Annotated in this window: 13 protein-coding genes and 1 tRNA gene; 12 read left to right on the top strand and 2 right to left on the bottom strand. The window is 64.3% G+C overall.

The annotated features are described in order from the left end of the window. The 8 genes from secY to QUV25_RS04155 all read left to right on the top strand — a co-directional run bounded on the left by secY (position 1) and on the right by QUV25_RS04155 (position 4760). A complete protein-coding gene (gene secY, locus QUV25_RS04190) occupies positions 1 to 1320 on the top strand; it encodes a preprotein translocase subunit SecY (RefSeq protein WP_300861534.1) in 1320 nt (439 codons plus the stop codon). A gap of 72 nt (positions 1321 to 1392) precedes the next feature. After that, entirely contained in the window at positions 1393 to 1506 is a 114-nt protein-coding gene (gene rpmJ / locus QUV25_RS04185) for a 50S ribosomal protein L36 (protein ID WP_084236402.1), read from the top strand. 22 nt (positions 1507 to 1528) lie between these two features. After that, positions 1529 to 1894 (top strand): 30S ribosomal protein S13, encoded by a 366-nt coding sequence (rpsM, locus tag QUV25_RS04180; protein WP_300861530.1) that lies wholly within the window; start codon positions 1529 to 1531, stop codon positions 1892 to 1894. Between the two features lie 18 nt (positions 1895 to 1912). Further along, positions 1913 to 2317 carry a 30S ribosomal protein S11 gene (rpsK, locus tag QUV25_RS04175; protein WP_291014745.1) on the top strand — a complete coding sequence of 135 codons (405 nt, stop codon included), beginning with the start codon at positions 1913 to 1915 and terminating at the stop codon, positions 2315 to 2317. 158 nt (positions 2318 to 2475) lie between these two features. Beyond that, a complete protein-coding gene (gene rpsD, locus QUV25_RS04170) occupies positions 2476 to 3099 on the top strand; it encodes a 30S ribosomal protein S4 (protein WP_300861527.1) in 624 nt (207 codons plus the stop codon). Positions 3100 to 3192: 93 nt separating this feature from the next. After that, on the top strand, positions 3193 to 4179 hold the full coding sequence (rpoA, locus tag QUV25_RS04165; protein WP_300861525.1) for a DNA-directed RNA polymerase subunit alpha: 987 nt from the start codon (positions 3193 to 3195) through the stop codon (positions 4177 to 4179). Positions 4180 to 4267: 88 nt separating this feature from the next. Beyond that, on the top strand, positions 4268 to 4666 hold the full coding sequence (rplQ, locus tag QUV25_RS04160; RefSeq protein ID WP_300861524.1) for a 50S ribosomal protein L17: 399 nt from the start codon (positions 4268 to 4270) through the stop codon (positions 4664 to 4666). Positions 4667 to 4683: 17 nt separating this feature from the next. Beyond that, positions 4684 to 4760 (top strand) — tRNA-Met (locus tag QUV25_RS04155). Between the two features lie 231 nt (positions 4761 to 4991). On the opposite strand, the gene QUV25_RS04150 is transcribed toward QUV25_RS04155, so the two are convergent. Further along, positions 4992 to 5414, bottom strand: coding sequence for a MarR family transcriptional regulator (locus QUV25_RS04150; RefSeq protein ID WP_300861523.1), 423 nt, complete (start codon positions 5412 to 5414; stop codon positions 4992 to 4994). A 131-nt stretch (positions 5415 to 5545) separates the two neighbouring features. Between QUV25_RS04150 and QUV25_RS04145 the strand changes: the two genes are divergently transcribed. From QUV25_RS04145 to QUV25_RS04130, 4 genes are all read left to right on the top strand, one after another. Beyond that, complete coding sequence (locus tag QUV25_RS04145) at positions 5546 to 7453, top strand: FAD-dependent monooxygenase (protein WP_300861522.1); 1908 nt, start codon at positions 5546 to 5548, stop codon at positions 7451 to 7453. 1098 nt (positions 7454 to 8551) lie between these two features. Next, positions 8552 to 17551 carry a hypothetical protein gene (locus tag QUV25_RS04140; protein WP_300861520.1) on the top strand — a complete coding sequence of 3000 codons (9000 nt, stop codon included), beginning with the start codon at positions 8552 to 8554 and terminating at the stop codon, positions 17549 to 17551. Beyond that, the gene (locus QUV25_RS04135) at positions 17548 to 20829 is read left to right on the top strand and encodes a hypothetical protein (protein ID WP_300861519.1); all 3282 of its coding nucleotides are present in this window, start codon (positions 17548 to 17550) and stop codon (positions 20827 to 20829) included. Before QUV25_RS04140 ends, QUV25_RS04135 begins: the two co-directional genes overlap by 4 nt. Before the next feature lie 14 nt (positions 20830 to 20843). Continuing rightward, complete coding sequence (locus tag QUV25_RS04130; protein ID WP_300861518.1) at positions 20844 to 21989, top strand: OmpA family protein; 1146 nt, start codon at positions 20844 to 20846, stop codon at positions 21987 to 21989. Between the two features lie 120 nt (positions 21990 to 22109). Here QUV25_RS04130 and QUV25_RS04125 read toward each other — a convergent pair whose 3' ends face one another. Next, positions 22110 to 22505, bottom strand: coding sequence for a RidA family protein (locus QUV25_RS04125; protein ID WP_300861516.1), 396 nt, complete (start codon positions 22503 to 22505; stop codon positions 22110 to 22112). Positions 22506 to 22511: the final 6 nt, after the last annotated feature.

The following is a 22511-nucleotide window of genomic DNA, read 5'->3' as shown; positions in this document are numbered from 1 at the left end:
GTGGCAACTGCGTCTTCCACCCTGGCAAAAACCGGCAAGTACGGCGACTTGCGCCGTCGGCTGGTGTTCCTGCTGCTGGCGCTGGTCGTGTACCGCATCGGGACGCATATTCCTGTGCCGGGCATCGACCCCGACACGCTTGCACGCCTGTTCCAGGGTCAGGCGGGCGGCATCCTGAGCCTGTTCAACATGTTCTCGGGCGGTGCGCTGTCTCGCTTCAGCGTCATGGCACTGGGGATCATGCCGTACATCTCGGCGTCCATCATCATGCAGCTCATGACCTACGTGGTACCCACGTTTGAGCAGCTGAAGAAGGAAGGCGAAGCCGGTCGCCGCAAGATCACGTCCTACACCCGATACGGCACCCTCGCCTTGGCCATCTTCCAGTCCATCGGCATCTCCATTGCGCTCGAGGGCCAGGCGGGTCTGGTGATCGACCCGGGCATGGCGTTTCGCGTGACCGCCGTGATCAGCCTGGTGGCCGGAACCATGTTCCTGATGTGGCTGGGTGAGCAGATCACCGAGCGCGGCCTGGGCAATGGCATCTCGCTGCTGATCTTCGCCGGCATCGCCGCTGGCCTGCCCAGTGCGATTGGTGGTCTCTTGGAGCTGGTTCGCACAGGCGCCATGAACATCCTCGTCTCTTTGTTCATCATTGCGGTGGTCATTCTGGTGACCTACTTTGTGGTGTTCGTCGAGCGCGGTCAACGCAAGATCCTGGTCAACTATGCGCGTCGTCAGGTGGGCAACAAGGTGTATGGCGGACAGTCGTCACACCTGCCGCTCAAGCTGAACATGGCTGGCGTGATTCCGCCCATCTTCGCGTCGTCGATCATCTTGCTGCCGACCACGGTGGTGAGCTGGGTCAGCACGGGTGACTCCACCCGCTGGCTGCGTGACATCGCTTCCGCCTTGTCGCCGGGACAGCCGATCTACGTCACGCTGTACGCCGCAGCCATCATCTTCTTCTGCTTCTTCTACACCGCGCTGGTGTTCAACAGCCGCGAGACCGCGGATAACCTGAAGAAGAGCGGCGCGTTCATTCCCGGCATCCGCCCCGGTGACCAGACTGCCCGCCACATCGACAAGATCCTGCTGAGGCTGACGTTTGCGGGTGCGATCTACATCACCGCCGTTTGCTTGTTGCCCGAGTTCCTGATCCTGGAGTACAACGTGCCGTTCTACTTTGGGGGCACGTCCCTGCTGATCATCGTGGTCGTCACGATGGACTTCATGTCTCAGGTACAGAATTACATGATGTCGCAGCAATACGATTCGCTGCTCAAGAAAGCCAATTTCAAGACGTCGATTGGCAACTAACCGGATTGGTTTCCGGTTCTGCCACACAGCTCAGCGACAGTTCAAGATTTTTGAAAGTTTTAGGAGAAGACTATGAGAGTTTCGGCTTCGGTCAAAAAAATGTGCCGCAACTGCAAGATCATCAAGCGTCACGGCATCGTGCGGGTCATCTGTACCGATCCGCGTCACAAGCAGCGTCAAGGCTGACCGGTTCGTTCAGAGGTAAAACATGGCTCGTATTGCAGGCATCAACATTCCGCCGCACAAGCACGCCGAAATCGGCTTGACGGCAATTTTTGGCATTGGTCGCACCCGCGCTCGCAAGATTTGCGAAGCCTGTGGCATCGATTACGCCAAAAAAATCAAAGATCTGACCGACGCAGAACTCGAAAAAGTTCGCGACCAGGTCGGTGTGTTCACGATCGAGGGTGACCTGCGCCGTGAAACCACGATGAACATCAAGCGCTTGATGGACATTGGCTGCTATCGCGGCTTCCGTCACCGCCGCGGCCTGCCGATGCGCGGTCAGCGCACCAAGACCAATGCCCGTACCCGCAAAGGTCCGCGCAAGGCAGCCCAGTCGCTGAAGAAATAATCGGATTGAAGGATCTCCATGGCTAAGTCTCCCTCCAGCAGCGCCGCAGCCCGCGTTCGCAAGAAAGTCCGCAAGAACGTTGCCGATGGTATTGCGCACGTGCATGCCTCGTTCAACAACACCATCATCACCATCACCGATCGCCAGGGCAATGCGTTGTCCTGGGCCTCTTCGGGTGGCCAAGGCTTCAAGGGCTCGCGAAAGTCGACCCCGTTTGCGGCCCAGGTGGCTTCAGAGGTGGCAGGTCGTGCAGCGATTGAACAAGGCATCAAGAACCTGGACGTCGAGATCAAAGGCCCGGGCCCGGGCCGCGAGTCGTCGGTGCGTGCGCTGGGTGCCCTTGGCATCCGGATCAACTCCATCGCCGATGTGACGCCTGTTCCCCACAATGGCTGCCGACCGCAGAAGCGCCGCCGCATCTGATGCCCTACCGCGTCGCGCGGTACAATCAAAAGCTTTTTCGAGCGCCACTGCAAAACCTGCAGTGGCATTTTTTGCTAAGCCCACTGCCCCCGCCTGTCGGGTGGCTCCCGCAATGACGCCAATTGGCGCCGGTTGCGGCAGTGAACAAGGACTCCAACGTGGCACGTTACCTCGGCCCCAAGGCCAAACTCTCCCGCCGTGAAGGCTCTGATCTGTTGCTCAAGAGCGCACGCCGCTCGATCAGCGACAAGGCCAAATTTGATTCCAAGCCTGGCCAACATGGCCGGACCTCCGGTCAGCGTACCTCCGACTTCGGTATCCAGCTGCGTGAAAAGCAGAAGGTCAAGCGCACTTACGGGGTGCTTGAGCGCCAGTTCCGCCGCTACTTCGCCGAAGCAGATCGCCGCCGCGGCAACACCGGTGCCAACCTGCTGTTTCTGTTGGAAGCGCGTCTGGACAACGTCGTGTTCCGCATGGGTTTTGCCTCGACCCGCGCTGAGGCCCGCCAGATCGTGTCGCACAAGGCGATCACCGTCAACGGCAAGGCCGTGAACATCCCGTCTTACTCGGTCAAGGCTGGCGACGTGATCGCCGTGCGCGAGAAGTCCAAGAAGCAGGCCCGCGTGATCGAGGCCCTGGAACTTGCCAAGCAGATTGGCTTCCCCGCCTGGGTGGAAGTCTCGGTCGACAAGGCCGAAGGCGTGTTCAAGAAGTCGCCTGACCGCGATGAATTCGCCGCCGACGTCAACGAATCGCTGATCGTCGAACTGTATTCCCGTTGAGTTCGTTCCCGGGTGACGCCCTCCTGGCGTCGCTCGGCCGTTCTCCGTCTGCCTTATCGGTGTAACGAGCCGAGGGTCCTGAAGGAAGTTTGAATGCTTAACAATCTGCTGAAGCCCAAGACCATCAACGTCGAACAAATTTCGACAAACCGCGCCAAGGTTACCCTGGAGCCGTTCGAGCGAGGCTATGGCCACACGCTGGGCAATGCCCTGCGTCGCGTGCTGCTGTCGTCCATGACCGGACATGCGCCGACCGAAGTGACCATTGCTGGCGTGGTGCACGAGTACTCGTCGATCGATGGCGTGCAGGAAGACGTCGTCAACATGCTGCTCAACCTCAAGGGTGTGGTGTTCAAGCTCCATAACCGCGACGAAGTGACGCTGAGCCTGCGCAAGGACGGCGAAGGCCTGGTGACTGCTGCCGATATCCAGACGCCGCATGACGTCGAGATCGTCAATCCTTCGCACGTGATCGCGACGCTGTCGACCGGCGCCAAGCTGGACATGCAGATCAAGGTGGAAAAAGGCCGTGGCTATGTGCCCGGCAGCCTTCGCCGCACCGATGATCAGTCGCGCTCCATTGGCCGCATCGTGCTGGACGCGTCTTTCTCACCTGTGAAGCGGGTGAGCTACACCGTCGAAAGCGCACGCGTCGAGCAGCGCACCGACCTGGACAAGCTGGTCATGGAAATCGAGACCAATGGATCCATTGGCCCCGAAGAGGCCGTGCGCGCATCAGCCAAGATCCTGGTTGAGCAGCTCGCTGTCTTTGCGCAGCTTGAAGGTGTGGAGCTTTCGGCATTCGACCAGCCTGCTCAGCGCAGCTCGCAGCATTTCGACCCGATCCTGTTGCGCCCTGTGGACGAGCTCGAACTCACGGTGCGCTCGGCCAACTGCCTCAAGGCAGAAAACATCTACTACATCGGTGACCTGATTCAGCGAACCGAAAACGAGTTGCTCAAGACTCCCAACCTGGGTCGCAAGTCGCTCAACGAGATCAAGGAAGTGCTGGCATCTCGCGGGCTCACCTTGGGCATGAAGCTTGAAAACTGGCCACCCGCTGGCCTGGACAAGCACTGATACCGGAGCCTCTGACCCACAAGGGCAGACCCGGGCGAACCTGCAGTACCTGATACGGCTGCGGGCAAAACACTGAAAGGACAGAAAAATGCGTCACGGACACGGACTTCGTAAACTCAACCGCACCAGCGAGCATCGCCAGGCGATGCTTCGCAACATGATGAACTCGTTGCTCACGCATGAAGTCATCAAAACCACCTTGCCCAAGGCCAAGGAACTGCGCCGCGTGGTGGAGCCCATGATCACCTTGGCAAAGGTCGCGACCGTGGCCAACCGCCGTCTGGCGTTCGACCGCTTGCGCGATCGCGATGTGGTCGTCAAGCTGTTCAACGAACTCGGGCCGCGTTTCGCCAAACGCCCCGGTGGCTACACCCGCATCCTCAAGATGGGCTTTCGCGTGGGTGACAACGCTCCGATGGCCCTCGTCGAATTGGTGGATCGTGCCGATGAGACAGCAGCGCCAGCCGAAGACGCAACGAAAGCGTGATAGACTACAAGGCTTGTCGCGGAGTGGAGCAGCCTGGTAGCTCGTTGGGCTCATAACCCAAAGGTCGCAAGTTCAAATCTTGCCTCCGCAACCAAAAAAATCAAGCTCTTAGCTTGTCAACGAAGCCCACGGAAACGTGGGCTTTTTTGTTTTCTGGGCCTGTAGCCCATTCATAGCCCAGCTGTAGACCCACGCCTTTCGGAGGGTTGGGCTTGTGACCAAAGTGTGCTCATCTCCCGACCTGAGTCCGTAGCGCGCGCTCGGGAAGCCCACATGTCCACCTCGACCCGGATGGAGCGCTCGAAGAGCACTCACGCCAATTGAGTCAGTCCAGGCCCAGCGCCTTGTGTGCCAAGGCGAGAAAGGTCTTGCGTTCAGCGGGAGACAGCGGGCCAAGGATCTCGGCCTGCAAGGCTTCCACCACGGGTCGGATGGTGGCCAGCAGCTGCTCGCCCGCAGGGGTGATGTGCAGCACCCGGGCTCGACGATCCTCTTTGCTGACGGTGCGCTTCACGAGGCCCTTGAGCTCCAGCCGGTCGATCACGCCACCGATCGTCGCGCGGTCGAAGCTGATGGTTTCTGCCAGGCTGGCCTGGTCAGTGCCGGGTTGCTGCGCAATTGCATCGAGCGCAGCGAACTGAACCGATGTCAGGTCAAGGCCCGCCGCTTGGGTCTGCGCCTGAAAGATCTGCATCGACTGCTGATGCAGTCGCCGGATCAGGTGCCCGGCCATTTCCATCCTGTTCATGTGCGTGTCCCGCTGTTGCGACCCTCTCACGAAGATAGGGAATGTGAATGGGTGCTTGACCCATTTAATATGCATACATATCATATGCATAAATATTTTAATTGATCCGCAGACTACCTGAAAGAGACGCCATGCAGTACCACCAGAACGGTTTCCGGCCCGGAGATCCCGATATCAGTGTGACTTCGCCGGATCATCGCGCACGTGGCGACCGACTGCCCGATGCGGTTGATGTGCTGATCGCCGGATCGGGCCCGGCGGGCCTGTGTCTGGCAGCGCAGCTCGCCCGAGTGCCGAAGATTCACACCATGTTGGTCGAACCCAAGCTTGGGCCCATGGAAAAAGGTCAGGCCGACGGCATCAGCGTGCGGACAATGGAGATGTTCCAGGCATTCGGTTTTGCCGAAAAGGTCATGCGCGAGTCGATGTGGATCAACCAGACCACCTTCTGGGCGCCAGGCGCTGATGTCACTCTCACCCGATTCGCCCGGATACAAGACGTACCGGACGGCACCTCCGAGATGCCGCATGTGCTGATTAACCAGGCACGGGTGCACGACATGTTCCTTGACATCATGCGGAACTCGCCTCAGCGCCTCGCGCCAGACTACGGATGGAAGGTCGCCGATCTGAAGGTCGATCCGCACGCCACCCAATACCCCGTCACCGTGACGCTTGAAAGCACCGAGCCTGGACGAGAAGGTCAGTCCACCACCGTGCGCGCCAACTACGTGATCGGGTGCGATGGCGCGCGCTCCGGCGTTCGCCGCGCCATCGGCGGACAGCTCCACGGCGATGCGGCGCACCAAGCCTGGGGCGTGATCGACCTGCTGGCTACCACCGACTTTCCGGATTGGCGCATGAAGTCCTTCGTGCGATCGCCAGACGACGGCATTCTGATGGTACTGCCCCGCGAGGGCGGACACCTGGTGCGCCTGTATGTAGAGCTCAACAACCTGAGTGAAGACGAGCGCGCCGCCGACCGCGGGATGAACCACGACCACATCATCGCCAAGGCTCAGCGCATCTTTCACCCCTTCAGGCTGGACGTGAAAGAGGTGGTCTGGTGGTCGATCTACGAGATCGGGCACCGTCTGACCGACAAGTTCGATGATGTGCCCGAGGTTGAGGTCGCCAGCCGTGCGCCCCGCGTGTTGCTCGCTGGCGACGCCTGCCACACCCACAGCCCCAAAGCGGGCCAGGGTATGAACGTGTCAATGGGAGACACCTTCAACCTGGGCTGGAAGCTGATCTCGGTGTTGACCGGTCGCGCCGACGCGTCCCTGTTGCACAGCTACTCCGCCGAGCGGCGCGCCGCTGCCAAGGGTCTCGTGGACTTTGATCACAAATGGTCGCGGGTGGTCGGCGCTAGAGGCGAAGAAGATACTTCAGACCAGCTGCCCCGCGTGGCGCGCGCATTTGTTGACAATTTGCCATTCACCTGTGGCTTGACGATCCAGTACGAACCCAGCGCCCTGATCGGCGCCGACACCCACCAGCATTTGGCCAAGGGTTTCAACATGGGCATGCGCTTTCACTCTGCCCCCGTGATCCGCCTGGCCGATGCAAGGCCCCTGCAGCTAGGCCACACCATCGAGGCCGACGCGCGTTTCCGCTTGTTCATCTTCGCCCCTGCTGGGGACAATGGCGGGGCTGGTAGCGCCGTGGCCAGCCTGTGCGAGTGGTTGCAGTTCGACCCGGCCTCTGCGCTGCGCCGCCACACGGCTAAGGGCGAAGACCTTGACGCCGTGATCGACACCCGAGCGATCTTCCAGCAAGCCTTCGACACGCTGGATTTCACCGCCATGCCGACGCTGCTTCGTCCGCCAGTTGGCCGCTATGGGCTGTGCGACTACGAGAAGGTGTTTTGCGCCGATCTGAAACGGGGCGAGGACGTGTTCGATTTGCGCGGCATACACAGAGCCTCAGGCTGTGTAGTCATCGTGCGACCGGACCAGTATGTGGGCCACATCCTCCCGCTGTCTGCCCGCGGCGAACTCGCGGCGTACTTTTCCGGAGTCTTGCGCGTGCGCGGTTGAAGGGCTGCAGCTTTTCTGCTCAATGGGCCGCAGTCCGAGCTGGACCCAGGTCAATGATGTGCTCGACCATCGCCGCGCCAGGTCGAAAAGCCCTCTGCTTTGGCGTCCTGCACGGCATGAGTAGGACCGATTGGATCGCCCGCGATGTCGCGTTGTGACCAGGTTGGTCGGAATCTGCGCTGCATCGCAAGCTCGCTCGGCGTGCAAGGTCTCGCTGGCATGCTGGCCACCAAATACGATGAAGTGGCGCAAGGCTGTGGGGCTGAGGTCTTCAGATCCTTGTGCCACGGTGGTGGAATCCCTTGCAGCCCTTTTGGAGGTTCGCATGCACCCGGCGGGAAACTTGTCTGTTTGCGGCCTACAGGTACTTCTGAGCTGCATGCAGGCGTTGATGGAGCAGTTCAAGTTTGGTCAGCGCGCCGACCTCGGACGGTGACAGCTTGACGAGAGTGAGTTCGAGTTTCACATCGCCATCCCTGCTCGCTCCCACGCCAGTGATGATCAGGGTTCGAAGGTGTTGGTCGACTGACTGGTGACCGCAGCAGCGTCTGGTTCGGTGATGAGTTTGCGGCTGCAGCAGAGGGACTGAGCTGGAAGGGAGTTCAGAATGCACTCAACTTGATCGGCCGCATATGGCGCTTGGACTGTCGCTGCGAAATCGGCTGGCTTGGGTCCTCGCAGACGAACGTCACTCGATCGATTTCAACGGCAATCACGCGTGCGCCCGTCCAGAGGGTAGTGGGCATCGGGCTGGCTTTGAGCCTTCACATCAGCGAGTGTGAGGTGCCTGGCGCCCAGTGTCTGTCTGGGTAGTGCGTTTCCTGATGGCAGCCAGTCGTTAGTTAGGTCACCGTTTCGTCGTTTTTTTGAAAATCCAATGATCCGATGGTCCGCCGGATCTGTTGCAGGATGTCCACGGCCACTAGAATCCGCGTGTAGTACTTGTTACGTATCCGTTGCTGGATCGGAGCAGGCGGCAAACACCAAACACGAGCCGAGTCCATGTCGTTGGCGACATCCGCCCTTTCCAAACTCTCATCTGCGCTGAAAACGGACAAGTTGCGGCAAACCACGGCGGCAGCTTTCGCGGCTGTGTTGATGTTGTTTTCTGCTGGCGTGCAGGCCCAGACGTCCGTCAGCAATGTGGCCTCGATTGCGCCTCCCCCTAGCGTAGTCAACACCAACCCTTCGACCTCTTGCACGGCAGGTGTCTGTTCTGCTCAGGACACCGATGCGGTCACGCCGAGTGCCGACCTGAGACTGGTCAAGACCAGTGTCTCGCCAAGCGCGGCCGTTGGGCAGACCGTTACTTTCACACTCCAGATCACCAACGCGGGCCCCAGCCCGGCCGTCAGTGCCACGTTTGCGGACGCAGTGCCTTCGCAGTTCACGGCGGTTGCCGTACAGAGCCTCTCGGGTTCGGTCACCGCCACGGTGGTCGGCAACGCGGTCAGCGGAACGACCACCGTTCCTGTGGGTGGGACGACCACCGTCGTGATTCGTGCAGTGGTCAACAGCATTGGCGCGTACACCAACACGGCCTCCGTGTCGCCGCCACCGGGAACCATTGATCCCGTGCCCGGCAACAACACGGGCACCCAGACGGGTGCAGGCCTGGCTGCCGACGTCACGACGACGGTGAACCTGCCGGCCAGCGCGCCTGCGGGCAGCGTGATCACGGTCACGGCGACCTTCAGCAACATTGCCAGCGGCGGCACGGCCACCACGGCCAGCGCCACAGTGGGCACGGTCACGCTGTCCAACGGCGACGTTCGCACCTTCACGGTGGGCAACCTGGCGCCAGGCGCCAGCAGCACCCAGGTGTTCACCACCACGGTGCCAACGAGCACCGGCACGGCAGCGCTGACGGCCACCAGCACGGTGGCGACAGCCACGCCCGAGAGCAACACGGCCAACAACAGCGGCACCGACAGCCTGACGGTGCTGTTCAGCGACCCGGGTGTGGATGTGAACCCGATTCCTTCAGGCAGCCCAGGCACGACGGTGACCACCACCGTGACGCTGAGCAACAACGGCAGCACCACGGTGACCTTCACGCCGGTGGTGACGGTCAACGGCGTGACCACGACCCTCACGGCGGTGACGCTGGCGCCGGGGCAGACACAGACCAGTGCGCCGATCAGCGTTCCGCTGACGCCCACGGGTGCCACCGTCACGGCCAACGTGACCGCGCCGAGCGTGCCCGACAGCAACCCGGCGAACAACACCGACACCGAGACGGCGAACCCGCTGTTTGCCGACGTCACGACGACGGTGAACCTGCCGGCCAGCGCGCCTGCGGGCAGCGTGATCACGGTCACGGCGACCTTCAGCAACATTGCCAGCGGCGGCACGGCCACCACGGCCAGCGCCACAGTGGGCACGGTCACGCTGTCCAACGGCGACGTTCGCACCTTCACGGTGGGCAACCTGGCGCCAGGCGCCAGCAGCACCCAGGTGTTCACCACCACGGTGCCAACGAGCACCGGCACGGCAGCGCTGACGGCCACCAGCACGGTGGCGACAGCCACGCCCGAGAGCAACACGGCCAACAACAGCGGCACCGACAGCCTGACGGTGCTGTTCAGCGACCCGGGTGTGGATGTGAACCCGATTCCTTCAGGCAGCCCAGGCACGACGGTGACCACCACCGTGACGCTGAGCAACAACGGCAGCACCACGGTGACCTTCACGCCGGTGGTGACGGTCAACGGCGTGACCACGACCCTCACGGCGGTGACGCTGGCGCCGGGGCAGACACAGACCAGTGCGCCGATCAGCGTTCCGCTGACGCCCACGGGTGCCACCGTCACGGCCAACGTGACCGCGCCGAGCGTGCCCGACAGCAACCCGGCGAACAACACCGACACCGAGACGGCGAACCCGCTGTTTGCCGACGTCACGACGACGGTGAACCTGCCGGCCAGCGCGCCTGCGGGCAGCGTGATCACGGTCACGGCGACCTTCAGCAACATTGCCAGCGGCGGCACGGCCACCACGGCCAGCGCCACAGTGGGCACGGTCACGCTGTCCAACGGCGATATTCGCACCTTCACGGTGGGCAACCTGGCGCCAGGCGCCAGCAGCACCCAGGTGTTCACCACCACGGTGCCAACGAGCACCGGCACGGCAGCGCTGACGGCCACCAGCACGGTGGCGACAGCCACGCCCGAGAGCAACACGGCCAACAACAGCGGCACCGACAGCCTGACGGTGCTGTTCAGCGACCCGGGTGTGGATGTGAACCCGATTCCTTCAGGCAGCCCAGGCACGACGGTGACCACCACCGTGACGCTGAGCAACAACGGCAGCACCACGGTGACCTTCACGCCGGTGGTGACGGTCAACGGCGTGACCACGACCCTCACGGCGGTGACGCTGGCGCCGGGGCAGACACAGACCAGTGCGCCGATCAGCGTTCCGCTGACGCCCACGGGTGCCACCGTCACGGCCAACGTGACCGCGCCGAGCGTGCCCGACAGCAACCCGGCGAACAACACCGACACCGAGACGGCGAACCCGCTGTTTGCCGACGTCACGACGACGGTGAACCTGCCGGCCAGCGCGCCTGCGGGCAGCGTGATCACGGTCACGGCGACCTTCAGCAACATTGCCAGCGGCGGCACGGCCACCACGGCCAGCGCCACAGTGGGCACGGTCACGCTGTCCAACGGCGATATTCGCACCTTCACGGTGGGCAACCTGGCGCCAGGCGCCAGCAGCACCCAGGTGTTCACCACCACGGTGCCAACGAGCACCGGCACGGCAGCGCTGACGGCCACCAGCACGGTGGCGACAGCCACGCCCGAGAGCAACACGGCCAACAACAGCGGCACCGACAGCCTGACGGTGCTGTTCAGCGACCCGGGTGTGGATGTGAACCCGATTCCCTCGGGCAGCCCAGGCACGACGGTGACCACCACCGTGACGCTGAGCAACAACGGCAGCACCACGGTGACCTTCACGCCGGTGGTGACGGTCAACGGCGTGACCACGACCCTCACGGCGGTGACGCTGGCGCCGGGGCAGAGCACGCCGAGCGCGCCGATCAGCGTGCCGCTGACGCCCACGGGTGCCACCGTCACGGCCAACGTGACCGCGCCGAGCGTGCCCGACAGCAACCCGGCGAACAACACCGACACCGAGACGACGAACCCGTTGTTTGCGGATGTGACGACCGCGATTGATCTGCCGGCCAGCGCGCCTGCGGGCTCGGTGGTCAGCGGCACCGTGGTGTTCACCAACAGCGTGGGTGCGGGTGTCACCGCCAGCGCCACGGTGGGCACGGTCACGCTCTCCAGCGGCGAGGTGCGCACCTTCACGGTGGGCAACCTCACACCAGGACAAAGCGTCACGAGCACCTTCACCGCCACCGTGCCGAGCACGGTGGGTGCGGTGCTCGAGGGCACCAGCACGGTGGCGACTTCCACGCCGGAGAGCAACACCGCGAACAACACGGCCACGGCCAACGCGGGCAACGGCGGCCAGACCACGCCGCTGTTCAGCGACCCGGGTGTGGATGTGAACCCGATTCCTTCAGGCAGCCCAGGCACGACGGTGACCACCACCGTGACGCTGAGCAACAACGGCAGCACCACGGTGACCTTCACGCCGGTGGTGACGGTCAACGGCGTGACCACGACCCTCACGGCGGTGACGCTGGCGCCGGGGCAGAGCACGCCGAGCGCGCCGATCAGCGTGCCGCTGACGCCCACGGGTGCCACCGTCACGGCCAACGTGACCGCGCCGAGCGTGCCCGACAGCAACCCGGCGAACAACACCGACACCGAGACGACGAACCCGTTGTTTGCGGATGTGACGACCGCGATTGATCTGCCGGCCAGCGCGCCTGCGGGCTCGGTGGTCAGCGGCACCGTGGTGTTCACCAACAGCGTGGGTGCGGGTGTCACCGCCAGCGCCACGGTGGGCACGGTCACGCTCTCCAGCGGCGAGGTGCGCACCTTCACGGTGGGCAACCTCACACCAGGACAAAGCGTCACGAGCACCTTCACCGCCACCGTGCCGAGCACGGTGGGTGCGGTGCTCGAGGGCACCAGCACGGTGGCGACTTCCACGCCGGAGAGCAACACCGCGAACAACACGGCCACGGCCAACGCGGGCAACGGCGGCCAGACCACGCCGCTGTTCAGCGACCCGGGTGTGGATGTGAACCCGATTCCTTCAGGCAGCCCAGGCACGACGGTGACCACCACCGTGACGCTGAGCAACAACGGCAGCACCACGGTGACCTTCACGCCGGTGGTGACGGTCAACGGCGTGACCACGACCCTCACGGCGGTGACGCTGGCGCCGGGGCAGAGCACGCTGAGCGCGCCGATCAGCGTGCCGCTGACGCCCACGGGTGCCACCGTCACGGCCAACGTGACCGCGCCGAGCGTGCCCGACAGCAACCCGGCGAACAACACCGACACCGAGACGACGAACCCGTTGTTTGCGGATGTGACGACCGCGATTGATCTGCCGGCCAGCGCGCCTGCGGGCTCGGTGGTCAGCGGCACCGTGGTGTTCACCAACAGCGTGGGTGCGGGTGTCACCGCCAGCGCCACGGTGGGCACGGTCACGCTCTCCAGCGGCGAGGTGCGCACCTTCACGGTGGGCAACCTCACACCAGGACAAAGCGTCACGAGCACCTTCACCGCCACCGTGCCGAGCACGGTGGGTGCGGTGCTCGAGGGCACCAGCACGGTGGCGACTTCCACGCCGGAGAGCAACACCGCGAACAACACGGCCACGGCCAACGCGGGCAACGGCGGCCAGACCACGCCGCTGTTCAGCGACCCGGGTGTGGATGTGAACCCGATTCCTTCAGGCAGCCCAGGCACGACGGTGACCACCACCGTGACGCTGAGCAACAACGGCAGCACCACGGTGACCTTCACGCCGGTGGTGACGGTCAACGGCGTGACCACGACCCTCACGGCGGTGACGCTGGCGCCGGGGCAGAGCACGCCGAGCGCGCCGATCAGCGTGCCGCTGACGCCCACGGGTGCCACCGTCACGGCCAACGTGACCGCGCCGAGCGTGCCCGACAGCAACCCGGCGAACAACACCGACACCGAGACGACGAACCCGTTGTTTGCGGATGTGACGACCGCGATTGATCTGCCGGCCAGCGCGCCTGCGGGCTCGGTGGTCAGCGGCACCGTGGTGTTCACCAACAGCGTGGGTGCGGGTGTCACCGCCAGCGCCACGGTGGGCACGGTCACGCTCTCCAGCGGCGAGGTGCGCACCTTCACGGTGGGCAACCTCACACCAGGACAAAGCGTCACGAGCACCTTCACCGCCACCGTGCCGAGCACGGTGGGTGCGGTGCTCGAGGGCACCAGCACGGTGGCGACTTCCACGCCGGAGAGCAACACCGCGAACAACACGGCCACGGCCAACGCGGGCAACGGCGGCCAGACCACGCCGCTGTTCAGCGACCCGGGTGTGGATGTGAACCCGATTCCTTCAGGCAGCCCAGGCACGACGGTGACCACCACCGTGACGCTGAGCAACAACGGCAGCACCACGGTGACCTTCACGCCGGTGGTGACGGTCAACGGCGTGACCACGACCCTCACGGCGGTGACGCTGGCGCCGGGGCAGAGCACGCTGAGCGCGCCGATCAGCGTGCCGCTGACGCCCACGGGTGCCACCGTCACGGCCAACGTGACCGCGCCGAGCGTGCCCGACAGCAACCCGGCGAACAACACCGACACCGAGACGACGAACCCGTTGTTTGCGGATGTGACGACCGCGATTGATCTGCCGGCCAGCGCGCCTGCGGGCTCGGTGGTCAGCGGCACCGTGGTGTTCACCAACAGCGTGGGTGCGGGTGTCACCGCCAGCGCCACGGTGGGCACGGTCACGCTCTCCAGCGGCGAGGTGCGCACCTTCACGGTGGGCAACCTCACACCAGGACAAAGCGTCACGAGCACCTTCACCGCCACCGTGCCGAGCACGGTGGGTGCGGTGCTCGAGGGCACCAGCACGGTGGCGACTTCCACGCCGGAGAGCAACACCGCGAACAACACGGCCACGGCCAACGCGGGCAACGGCGGCCAGACCACGCCGCTGTTCAGCGACCCGGGTGTGGATGTGAACCCGATTCCTTCAGGCAGCCCAGGCACGACGGTGACCACCACCGTGACGCTGAGCAACAACGGCAGCACCACGGTGACCTTCACGCCGGTGGTGACGGTCAACGGCGTGACCACGACCCTCACGGCGGTGACGCTGGCGCCGGGGCAGAGCACGCCGAGCGCGCCGATCAGCGTGCCGCTGACGCCCACGGGTGCCACCGTCACGGCCAACGTGACCGCGCCGAGCGTGCCCGACAGCAACCCGGCGAACAACACCGACACCGAGACGACGAACCCGTTGTTTGCGGATGTGACGACCGCGATTGATCTGCCGGCCAGCGCGCCTGCGGGCTCGGTGGTCAGCGGCACCGTGGTGTTCACCAACAGCGTGGGTGCGGGTGTCACCGCCAGCGCCACGGTGGGCACGGTCACGCTCTCCAGCGGCGAGGTGCGCACCTTCACGGTGGGCAACCTCACACCAGGACAAAGCGTCACGAGCACCTTCACCGCCACCGTGCCGAGCACGGTGGGTGCGGTGCTCGAGGGCACCAGCACGGTGGCGACTTCCACGCCGGAGAGCAACACCGCGAACAACACGGCCACGGCCAACGCGGGCAACGGCGGCCAGACCACGCCGCTGTTCAGCGACCCGGGTGTGGATGTGAACCCGATTCCTTCAGGCAGCCCAGGCACGACGGTGACCACCACCGTGACGCTGAGCAACAACGGCAGCACCACGGTGACCTTCACGCCGGTGGTGACGGTCAACGGCGTGACCACGACCCTCACGGCGGTGACGCTGGCGCCGGGGCAGAGCACGCCGAGCGCGCCGATCAGCGTGCCGCTGACGCCCACGGGTGCCACCGTCACGGCCAACGTGACCGCGCCGAGCGTGCCCGACAGCAACCCGGCGAACAACACCGACACCGAGACGACGAACCCGCTGGTGGCCGACCCGGCGGTGGATGTGAACCCAATTCCCTCAGGTGTTCCGGGCACGACCGTGACCACCACGGTGACGCTGAGCAACAACGGAACCAACACGGTGACCTTCACGCCGGTGGTTGTGGTCAACGGGGTGAGCACGACCCTCACAGCGGTCACGCTGGCCCCGGGTGCGAGCACCCTGAGCGCGCCCATCAGCGTGCCGGTGACAACCACGGGGGCGACGGTGACGGCCAACGTGACGGGCTCCAGCCTGCCCGATACCGACTCGACGAACAACACCGACACCGAGACAGCCGCTGTTGCAGCGCCCACGGCGTCGATCTCCGGCCGGGTCTTCTTTGACAAAAACCGCACTCGGTTCTTCGAGCCGGCTACTGACGACGGCCTGGCTGGTTACCGGGTGGAGTTGCTGCAATTGCAGGGTGGAGCTCCCGTTGTTGTGGGCACAGCGGTCACCACCAGCACGGGTGGTTACGTCATCGCTGCACAACAACCGGGTACGGGTTATCAGCTGCGTTTCCGGGATCCATCAGGCAATGTGATCCTGGGCACGCCATTCAACCAGTCTGCGTTCACACAGGCCAACAACACTTCGACAGGTACCAACCAGCTGTTTGGCACGGTTCTTCCGGGGGCCGTGTTGCCTGTTGCGGGCGTGATTCAAGACATCACGCTGTACGACGGCGACAACGTGATCCAGCAAAACCTGCCACTTGACCCCAGTGGCGTGGTGTACGACTCGGTGACGCGACAACCCCTGGGCGGAGCGACGGTTCGCCTGGTGGGCCCCGCTGGCTTTGTTCCGGCCACTCAACTGGTGGGAGGTTCGGACGTCTACGTGACAGACCCCGCCACCGGTATCTACCAGTTCCTGTTTGTGAACAATCCACCGAGTGGCGTGTACACCCTGGAGGTGACGCCGCCCGCCAACTACGCTCCGCCCATCGCCTTGCTCGGTGGCGTGTCGACGCCAAGTGCCACCTTGACGGTGCCGGCGGGCGACACCAATGTGCAGCCGCAGGCAGAGGCGCCACCCGTGGGCACCAATGGCACACCGGGCACCACCTACTACCTGGCCTTGGACTTCAACTTCGCCAACCCAGGCAACGTGTTCAACAACCACATCCCGCTGGATCCGCTGTCGACGGGTGCGCTCCTGGTGAGCAAGGTAGGCGATCGTTCGGTGGCCGAGCTAGGCGACTCGATTCGCTACACCATCCGGCTGAGGAACACCACGGCACAGGTGCTGAACAACGTGGTGGTGGAAGACGTCCTCCCCGCGGGCTTCCGTTACATCCCAGGTACGGCGCGACTCGGAACCGCCACGCTGGCCGACCCAGCCGGCGCCACGGGCCGATCGCTGAGCTTCTCCCTGCCGGTGCCGTTGGCAGCCAGCGGCACCCAGGATCTCAGCTACTTCGTGCGCCTGGGTGTGGGTTCGCAGCAAGGTGACGGCATCAACCGGGCCACCGGTGTCTTCGATGGTCCGGGCGGGACCCGCGTGCGATCCAACACGGCGGCCTTCAAGGTCACCGTGCAGGGCGGCGTGTTCAGCAACGAAGGCTGCATCGTCGGCAAGGTCTACACAGACTGCGATGGCAACCATGTGCAGAACAACGCCAGCGGCTCGCGCGAGATCGGCATCCCGGGTGTGCGCCTGGTCATGCTCGATGGCTCGTATGTGATCACCGACAGCGAAGGCAAGTACAGCATGTGTGGCCTGAAGTCGCAGACCCATGTGCTCAAAGTCGACCGCACTACGCTGCCCAAGGGCGCACGCATGCTGCCTTCCAGCAACCGCAACGCGGGCGATGGCAACAGCCTCTTTGTGGACATGAAGGGCGGCGAGCTGCATCGCGCGGACTTCATTGAAGGCTCGTGCTCGGTGGACGTGCTCGATCAGGTCAAGGCACGCCGCGCGCAGGGAGGTGTTCAGGCGCCAGAAACCGAAAACGGAGGAGATCAGCGCATCCGCCCGGGAGGTGAGCTGCCTTTGCAGCAAATCCTGCCAGCGCCGCGCCAGAACGTCCTGCCGCCCTCGACCTCGGGGAGGGCCGTGCAATGAAACACCTCGCTTCACAGAACCAGCGACCGATCGCCGTGAATCACAAGACGCCCGTGGCCCTGGCCGCCGCCCTGCTGGCCACTGCCGTGCTCGCCCAGCCGGCCGCTGATACCACCAGTGCCGATGTGCCTGAGGCTCGCAGCGCATTCACCACGGGGGGCCAGCCCAGCATCGGCCCGCGGCCGTTTACCTCATTCCTGCAGCGCCTGGAGTCACCGGTGGACCGCATCTCGGTGCAGGTCGCTGGAGACAACCTGCCGGCCGATGGCGTGGGCTCGACGGATGTGGTGGTCACGCTCAAGGACAAGAACGGCCAGGTGGTGCAGGCCGATGTTGACGTCACGGTCGAGGTCAACGGCGGCGCACGTCTGATGATGCCGGGCCGGACCACCTCCGAATCCAGCGCCGACCGGGCCGACATCGACCGCATCGCACCGGGTACCCAGTCGCTGGTCTCTGGTGGGTTGCTGCGGTTTAAGCTGTTGTCGCCCTACAAGCCGGAAGCCGTCACTCTGCGGGTGTCGGTCAAGGGCGTGGCGGAGCAGGTGGTGGTGCGCTACGTGCCTGACCTTCGCGAAATGATCGCAGTCGGCTTGATCGAAGGGCGCTTGCGCTCCGACAAATTTGATCCGACGAAGATCGTGCCTGTGCGCGAAGACGATGCGTTTGACGCCGAGCTCAAGGGTTTCGAGAAAGAGTTCAACGGTGGCAGGTCGCGCCTGGGTGCTCGCGCAGCCATCTACCTCAAGGGCAAGATCAAGGGCGAGTACCTCCTGACGCTGGCCTACGACTCGGACAAAGAAACCGACCGTGAGCTGTTCCAGGACATCAATCCGGAAGACTTCTACCCGGTTTACGGCGACTCCAGTGTGCGTGGCGTGGATGCGCAGAGCTCCAAGAAGCTTTATGTGCGCGTGGACCGCAACCGCAGCTTCCTGCTGTATGGCGACTACACCACCATCGACGACAACGGCGCGCGTCGCCTGAGCCAGTACAGCCGCTCGGTGGCGGGCCTCAAGGGCCGTTACGAAGAAGGCCGCGTCACCGCCAACGCCTTCGTGGCGCAGGACAACCTGCGCCAGGTGATCGACGAGTTCCCGGGTCGAGGCGTCTCTGGTCCGTATTCCGTGTCCAACCCGAACGGGGTGACGGGGTCAGAAAAAATCGAAATCCTGGTGCGCGACCGCAACCAGCCCACGACCATTCTGAAATCCACGCTGCTGGCGCGCAACAGCGACTACGAGTTCGAGCCTTTCAGCGGACAGATTCTGTTCCGCGCACCAGTGCCCAGCTTCGATGACCAGCTCAATCCGGTCACCATCCGCGTGACCTACGAGGTCGACCAAGGCGGAGAGAAGTTCTTTGTCTACGGTGGCGATCTCAAGCTTGCCCTGACCGACACGCTCACCCTCGGCGTGGCCGCGGCCAAGGACGAGAACCCACAGTCCCCCTACACCGTGATCGGTGCGAATCTGCAGCTCAAGCTGAGCGAGCAGACCGAGCTGATCGCCGAGATTGCGCGCACCCGCAGCCTGGTCAACGACGGTGCCAGCGGATTCAACAGCAACACGAGCAACAGCTTCAACGGCAAGAGCGGCGAGCTCTCGGGCAGCGCTGTGCGGGTGGAGATTCGCCACAACGACGAGACACTGCGCGGCCGGGCCTATGCGGCCCGGGCCAGCGAAGACTTCAACAACAGCGCCGCCGGCATCACCGGCGGGCGCACCGAGATCGGTGCATCCGGTGTGTATCAGGTCACGCCATCGCTCAGCGTCAATGCCGAGGTGCTGCGCTCACAGGAAAAACTGGAACGCGTGACTGCGCCAGTGGATACCGAGTCCCAGGCGCTGTCGGCGGGTGTCGACTACAAGGTCAACGAAAAACTGACGGTGGGCGGTGGTGTGCGTGTGGTCAAGGAAGACGCCGCCACGCTGGCCAGCCTGACCAGCAGCGTGTGCTCCAACGGCACCACGACCAACAGCTCGGGCTACAACAGCGGTTTTGGCATCAGCCAGGTGGGTAACCAGGCCATCGATCCGGCCACGGGCCTGCCAGTGGTGTGCTCGCCCATCAACCCGACCGTGCCCACCGCACCCGAAGACCTGGACCGCACCTCGGTTTACGGCCGCGCCGCCTACAAGATGACCGAGCGCCTCACGCTCAGCGGTGAACTGCAGCGCGAACTGGGCAACGACGGCACCAACCTCTACCGCATCGGTGCCGACTGGCAGGTGGCGGACAAGACCCGCCTCTATGGTCGCTACGAGCGCTCCCGCGAGTTCGGCGGCGCCTACGGTCTGGGTGTGGGTGACGCGGCGAGCGCCTTTGCCATCGGGGTCGACACCCAGTACATGCAGGATGGTTCGCTGTACAGCGAGTACCGGCTGCGCGATGCGGAGTCCGGCAAGGACATCCAGGCCGCAGTCGGCCTGCGCAACGGCTGGATGCTGAGCCCGGGCCTGAGGCTGGTGACCAACGTCGAGCGGGTCACCGCCACCAGTGGCGACGCCACCGCGCTGGCCGCTGGCCTGGAGTACACCGGCAGCGAACTCTGGAAGTCCTCCGGGCGCGTCGAGTGGCGCCAGGATGCCGACAACACCAACCACCTGCTGACGGTGGGCGTGGCGCGTAAGCTGGACCGTGACTGGACGCTGCTGGCGCGCGACTACTTCAATCGCGTCAAGCCACGCACCGCGACAGGCAGCGACACGCGCCAGAACCGTTTCCAGGTCGGCTTTGCTTACCGGCCAGTCGACAACAACCGTTTCGACGCACTGGGTGTGGTCGAGCAGCGCAGCGAGTACATCGGCGGCACCGATGGCATCGACCGCGACGCGACCATCTTCAGCCTGCGCGGCAACTACCACCCGAGCCGGCCGTGGTGGCTGTCGGGCCGGTTGGCGCACAAGCGCGTCAACGAGGTGTTGCTGGGCTCGATCCGCGACAACTACAGCGCCAGCCTGGTGGGTGCACGCCTGACCTACGACGTCACCAACCGCTGGTCGGTCGGCGGCCTGTTCAATGTGCTGCAAGGCAGCGGAGCAGGCAGCGAGCGCCAGTATGCCTATGGCATCGAAGTGGGCTACGTGCTGATGGACAACCTCTACGCCACGCTGGGCTACAACTGGCGCGGCTTCAGCGACAAAGAGCTCTCGGGCACCGATTACACCAACCGCGGCTGGGTGCTGGGCCTGCGCTACAAGTTCGACGAAGACATCTTCCGCGCGAAAGACGCGGCTGTGAACAAGACCCTGTCGCCATCAGCGACCCAACCCTGACGCAAGGACGGGCCATGAAAGACACCACCGCTGCCAACTCCTTTGCAGGGCACCTTGTGAGCCGCCCGCACCCTGATCCGATGCCCCCTCTTATGCGCAAGACCTTCGCCCTTCCCCTTCTCTTGTCTGCTCTGGCGATCACAGGCTGCGCCGGTTTCAGCCAGCCAGCACCGGCGCCCACCGCGCAAGCCACCGGTCTGACGCCTCAGGCCGCGCGCATCACCGACGAGCGCATCCTTGGTGACCGCAAGACGATGGAGACGGTGCAGCAGCGGCTGCGCGCGCTCAACGAGGCTGGTGTGTTGCAGAACAACTACTCGCTGGCCAAGGCACAGTGCTGGCTGGACACTGCGAAGACGCAATACCACGAGAACGACCGCACCGGCTATGTGGAAGAGTCGCTGGCCGAGTCGATCAAGATCACCCAGGCGCTGGAGGCCGACAAGGCCGCGCGGGCCGGGCTGGACACGCCGCTGGTCGCAGGCAGCGTCAAGTTGCGCGACGATCTCTGGGCCAAGCTGGCTGGCTTCAAGAACAACCCTGCCACGCTGAGCTGCAACGCACGCACCGTTGCGTGCGCCGAAGTTCGTCTGGTGCGCGCCGGACACGCCCAGGAGCAGACTGGCTGGCGCCAGGCCACGCCGCATGTGGCCATGGCTGAAGACGCGGTGCGCCGCGCCGCCGACGAGGCGGCCAGCTGTGCCGTTCCCGCCGCTGCCCCAGGTGCGGGACTTGCGCCGGCACCGGCCCCCGCACCGGCGCCGGTCGTTGTGCAAAAAGAGAGCATCGTGCTGCTCGGCGATGCGCTGTTCAAGTTCAATAAGGCCGGGCGCGACGACTTGCTGCCGGGTGGCCTGGAGCGACTGCGCGAAGTGGCTGAGAGCCTGAAGAAGTACCGCAGCATCGAGACCCTCGACTTCATCGGTCACACCGACCGTTACGGCAGAACGGCGTACAACGATGCTTTGTCCCTCACGCGGGCCAACACGGTGCGCGCCTACCTGGAAGGCCTGGGCGTCAAGGCTGCAAAGACCACCACCGAAGGCCGTGGGTCGCGCGAACCCCTGGTGCAATGCAGCACCACGCCACCCAAAGCCCAGCAGGTGATTTGTCTGCAACCCAACCGTCGGGTGCAGATCGAGGTGCTGGGCATCAAGTGATGCGAGGCGGTCTGGGTGGAGGGCGCTCGCCGCGCCTGTTCATCCGTCCGTAAAAAAAACCGCTCCGGGTCAAGGCCCGGAAGCGGTTTTTTTCTGGTGTGCACCGATGAGGCTGCGCCTTCAGGCGTCGGGCAAAACGGCCGTGACCTCGATCTCCACCCGCGCGCGCGCTTCGACCAGGGCGCTGACCTCCACGCAGGTCATGGCGGGAAAGCACTTGCCCATCACCGCCCGGTAGGCCTCGCCCAACTCACGCAGGCGGGCGTTGTATTCCACCCGGTCGACGATGTACCAGGTCATGCGCACCATGTGCTGCGGCCCGGCGCCTGCGCAGGCCAGCACCGCGTGCACGTTGTCCAGCGCCTGCCGGGTCTGCTCGATGAAATCGTCGCTCTCGAATTGTTGCGCGGCGTTCCAGCCGATCTGGCCCCCCACAAAAATCAGTGTGCCGCGCGCAGCCACGCCATTGGCATAACCTTTGGCGGCGGCCCAGCCAGGGGGTTGCAGCAGTTGCATGAAGGA

It is taken from the genome of Hydrogenophaga sp., assembly GCF_030373245.1.
Classification (GTDB): domain Bacteria; phylum Pseudomonadota; class Gammaproteobacteria; order Burkholderiales; family Burkholderiaceae_C; genus Hydrogenophaga.
The sequence above is the reverse complement of the archived record's forward strand: the minus strand, read 5'-3'. Positions and strand labels throughout refer to the sequence as shown.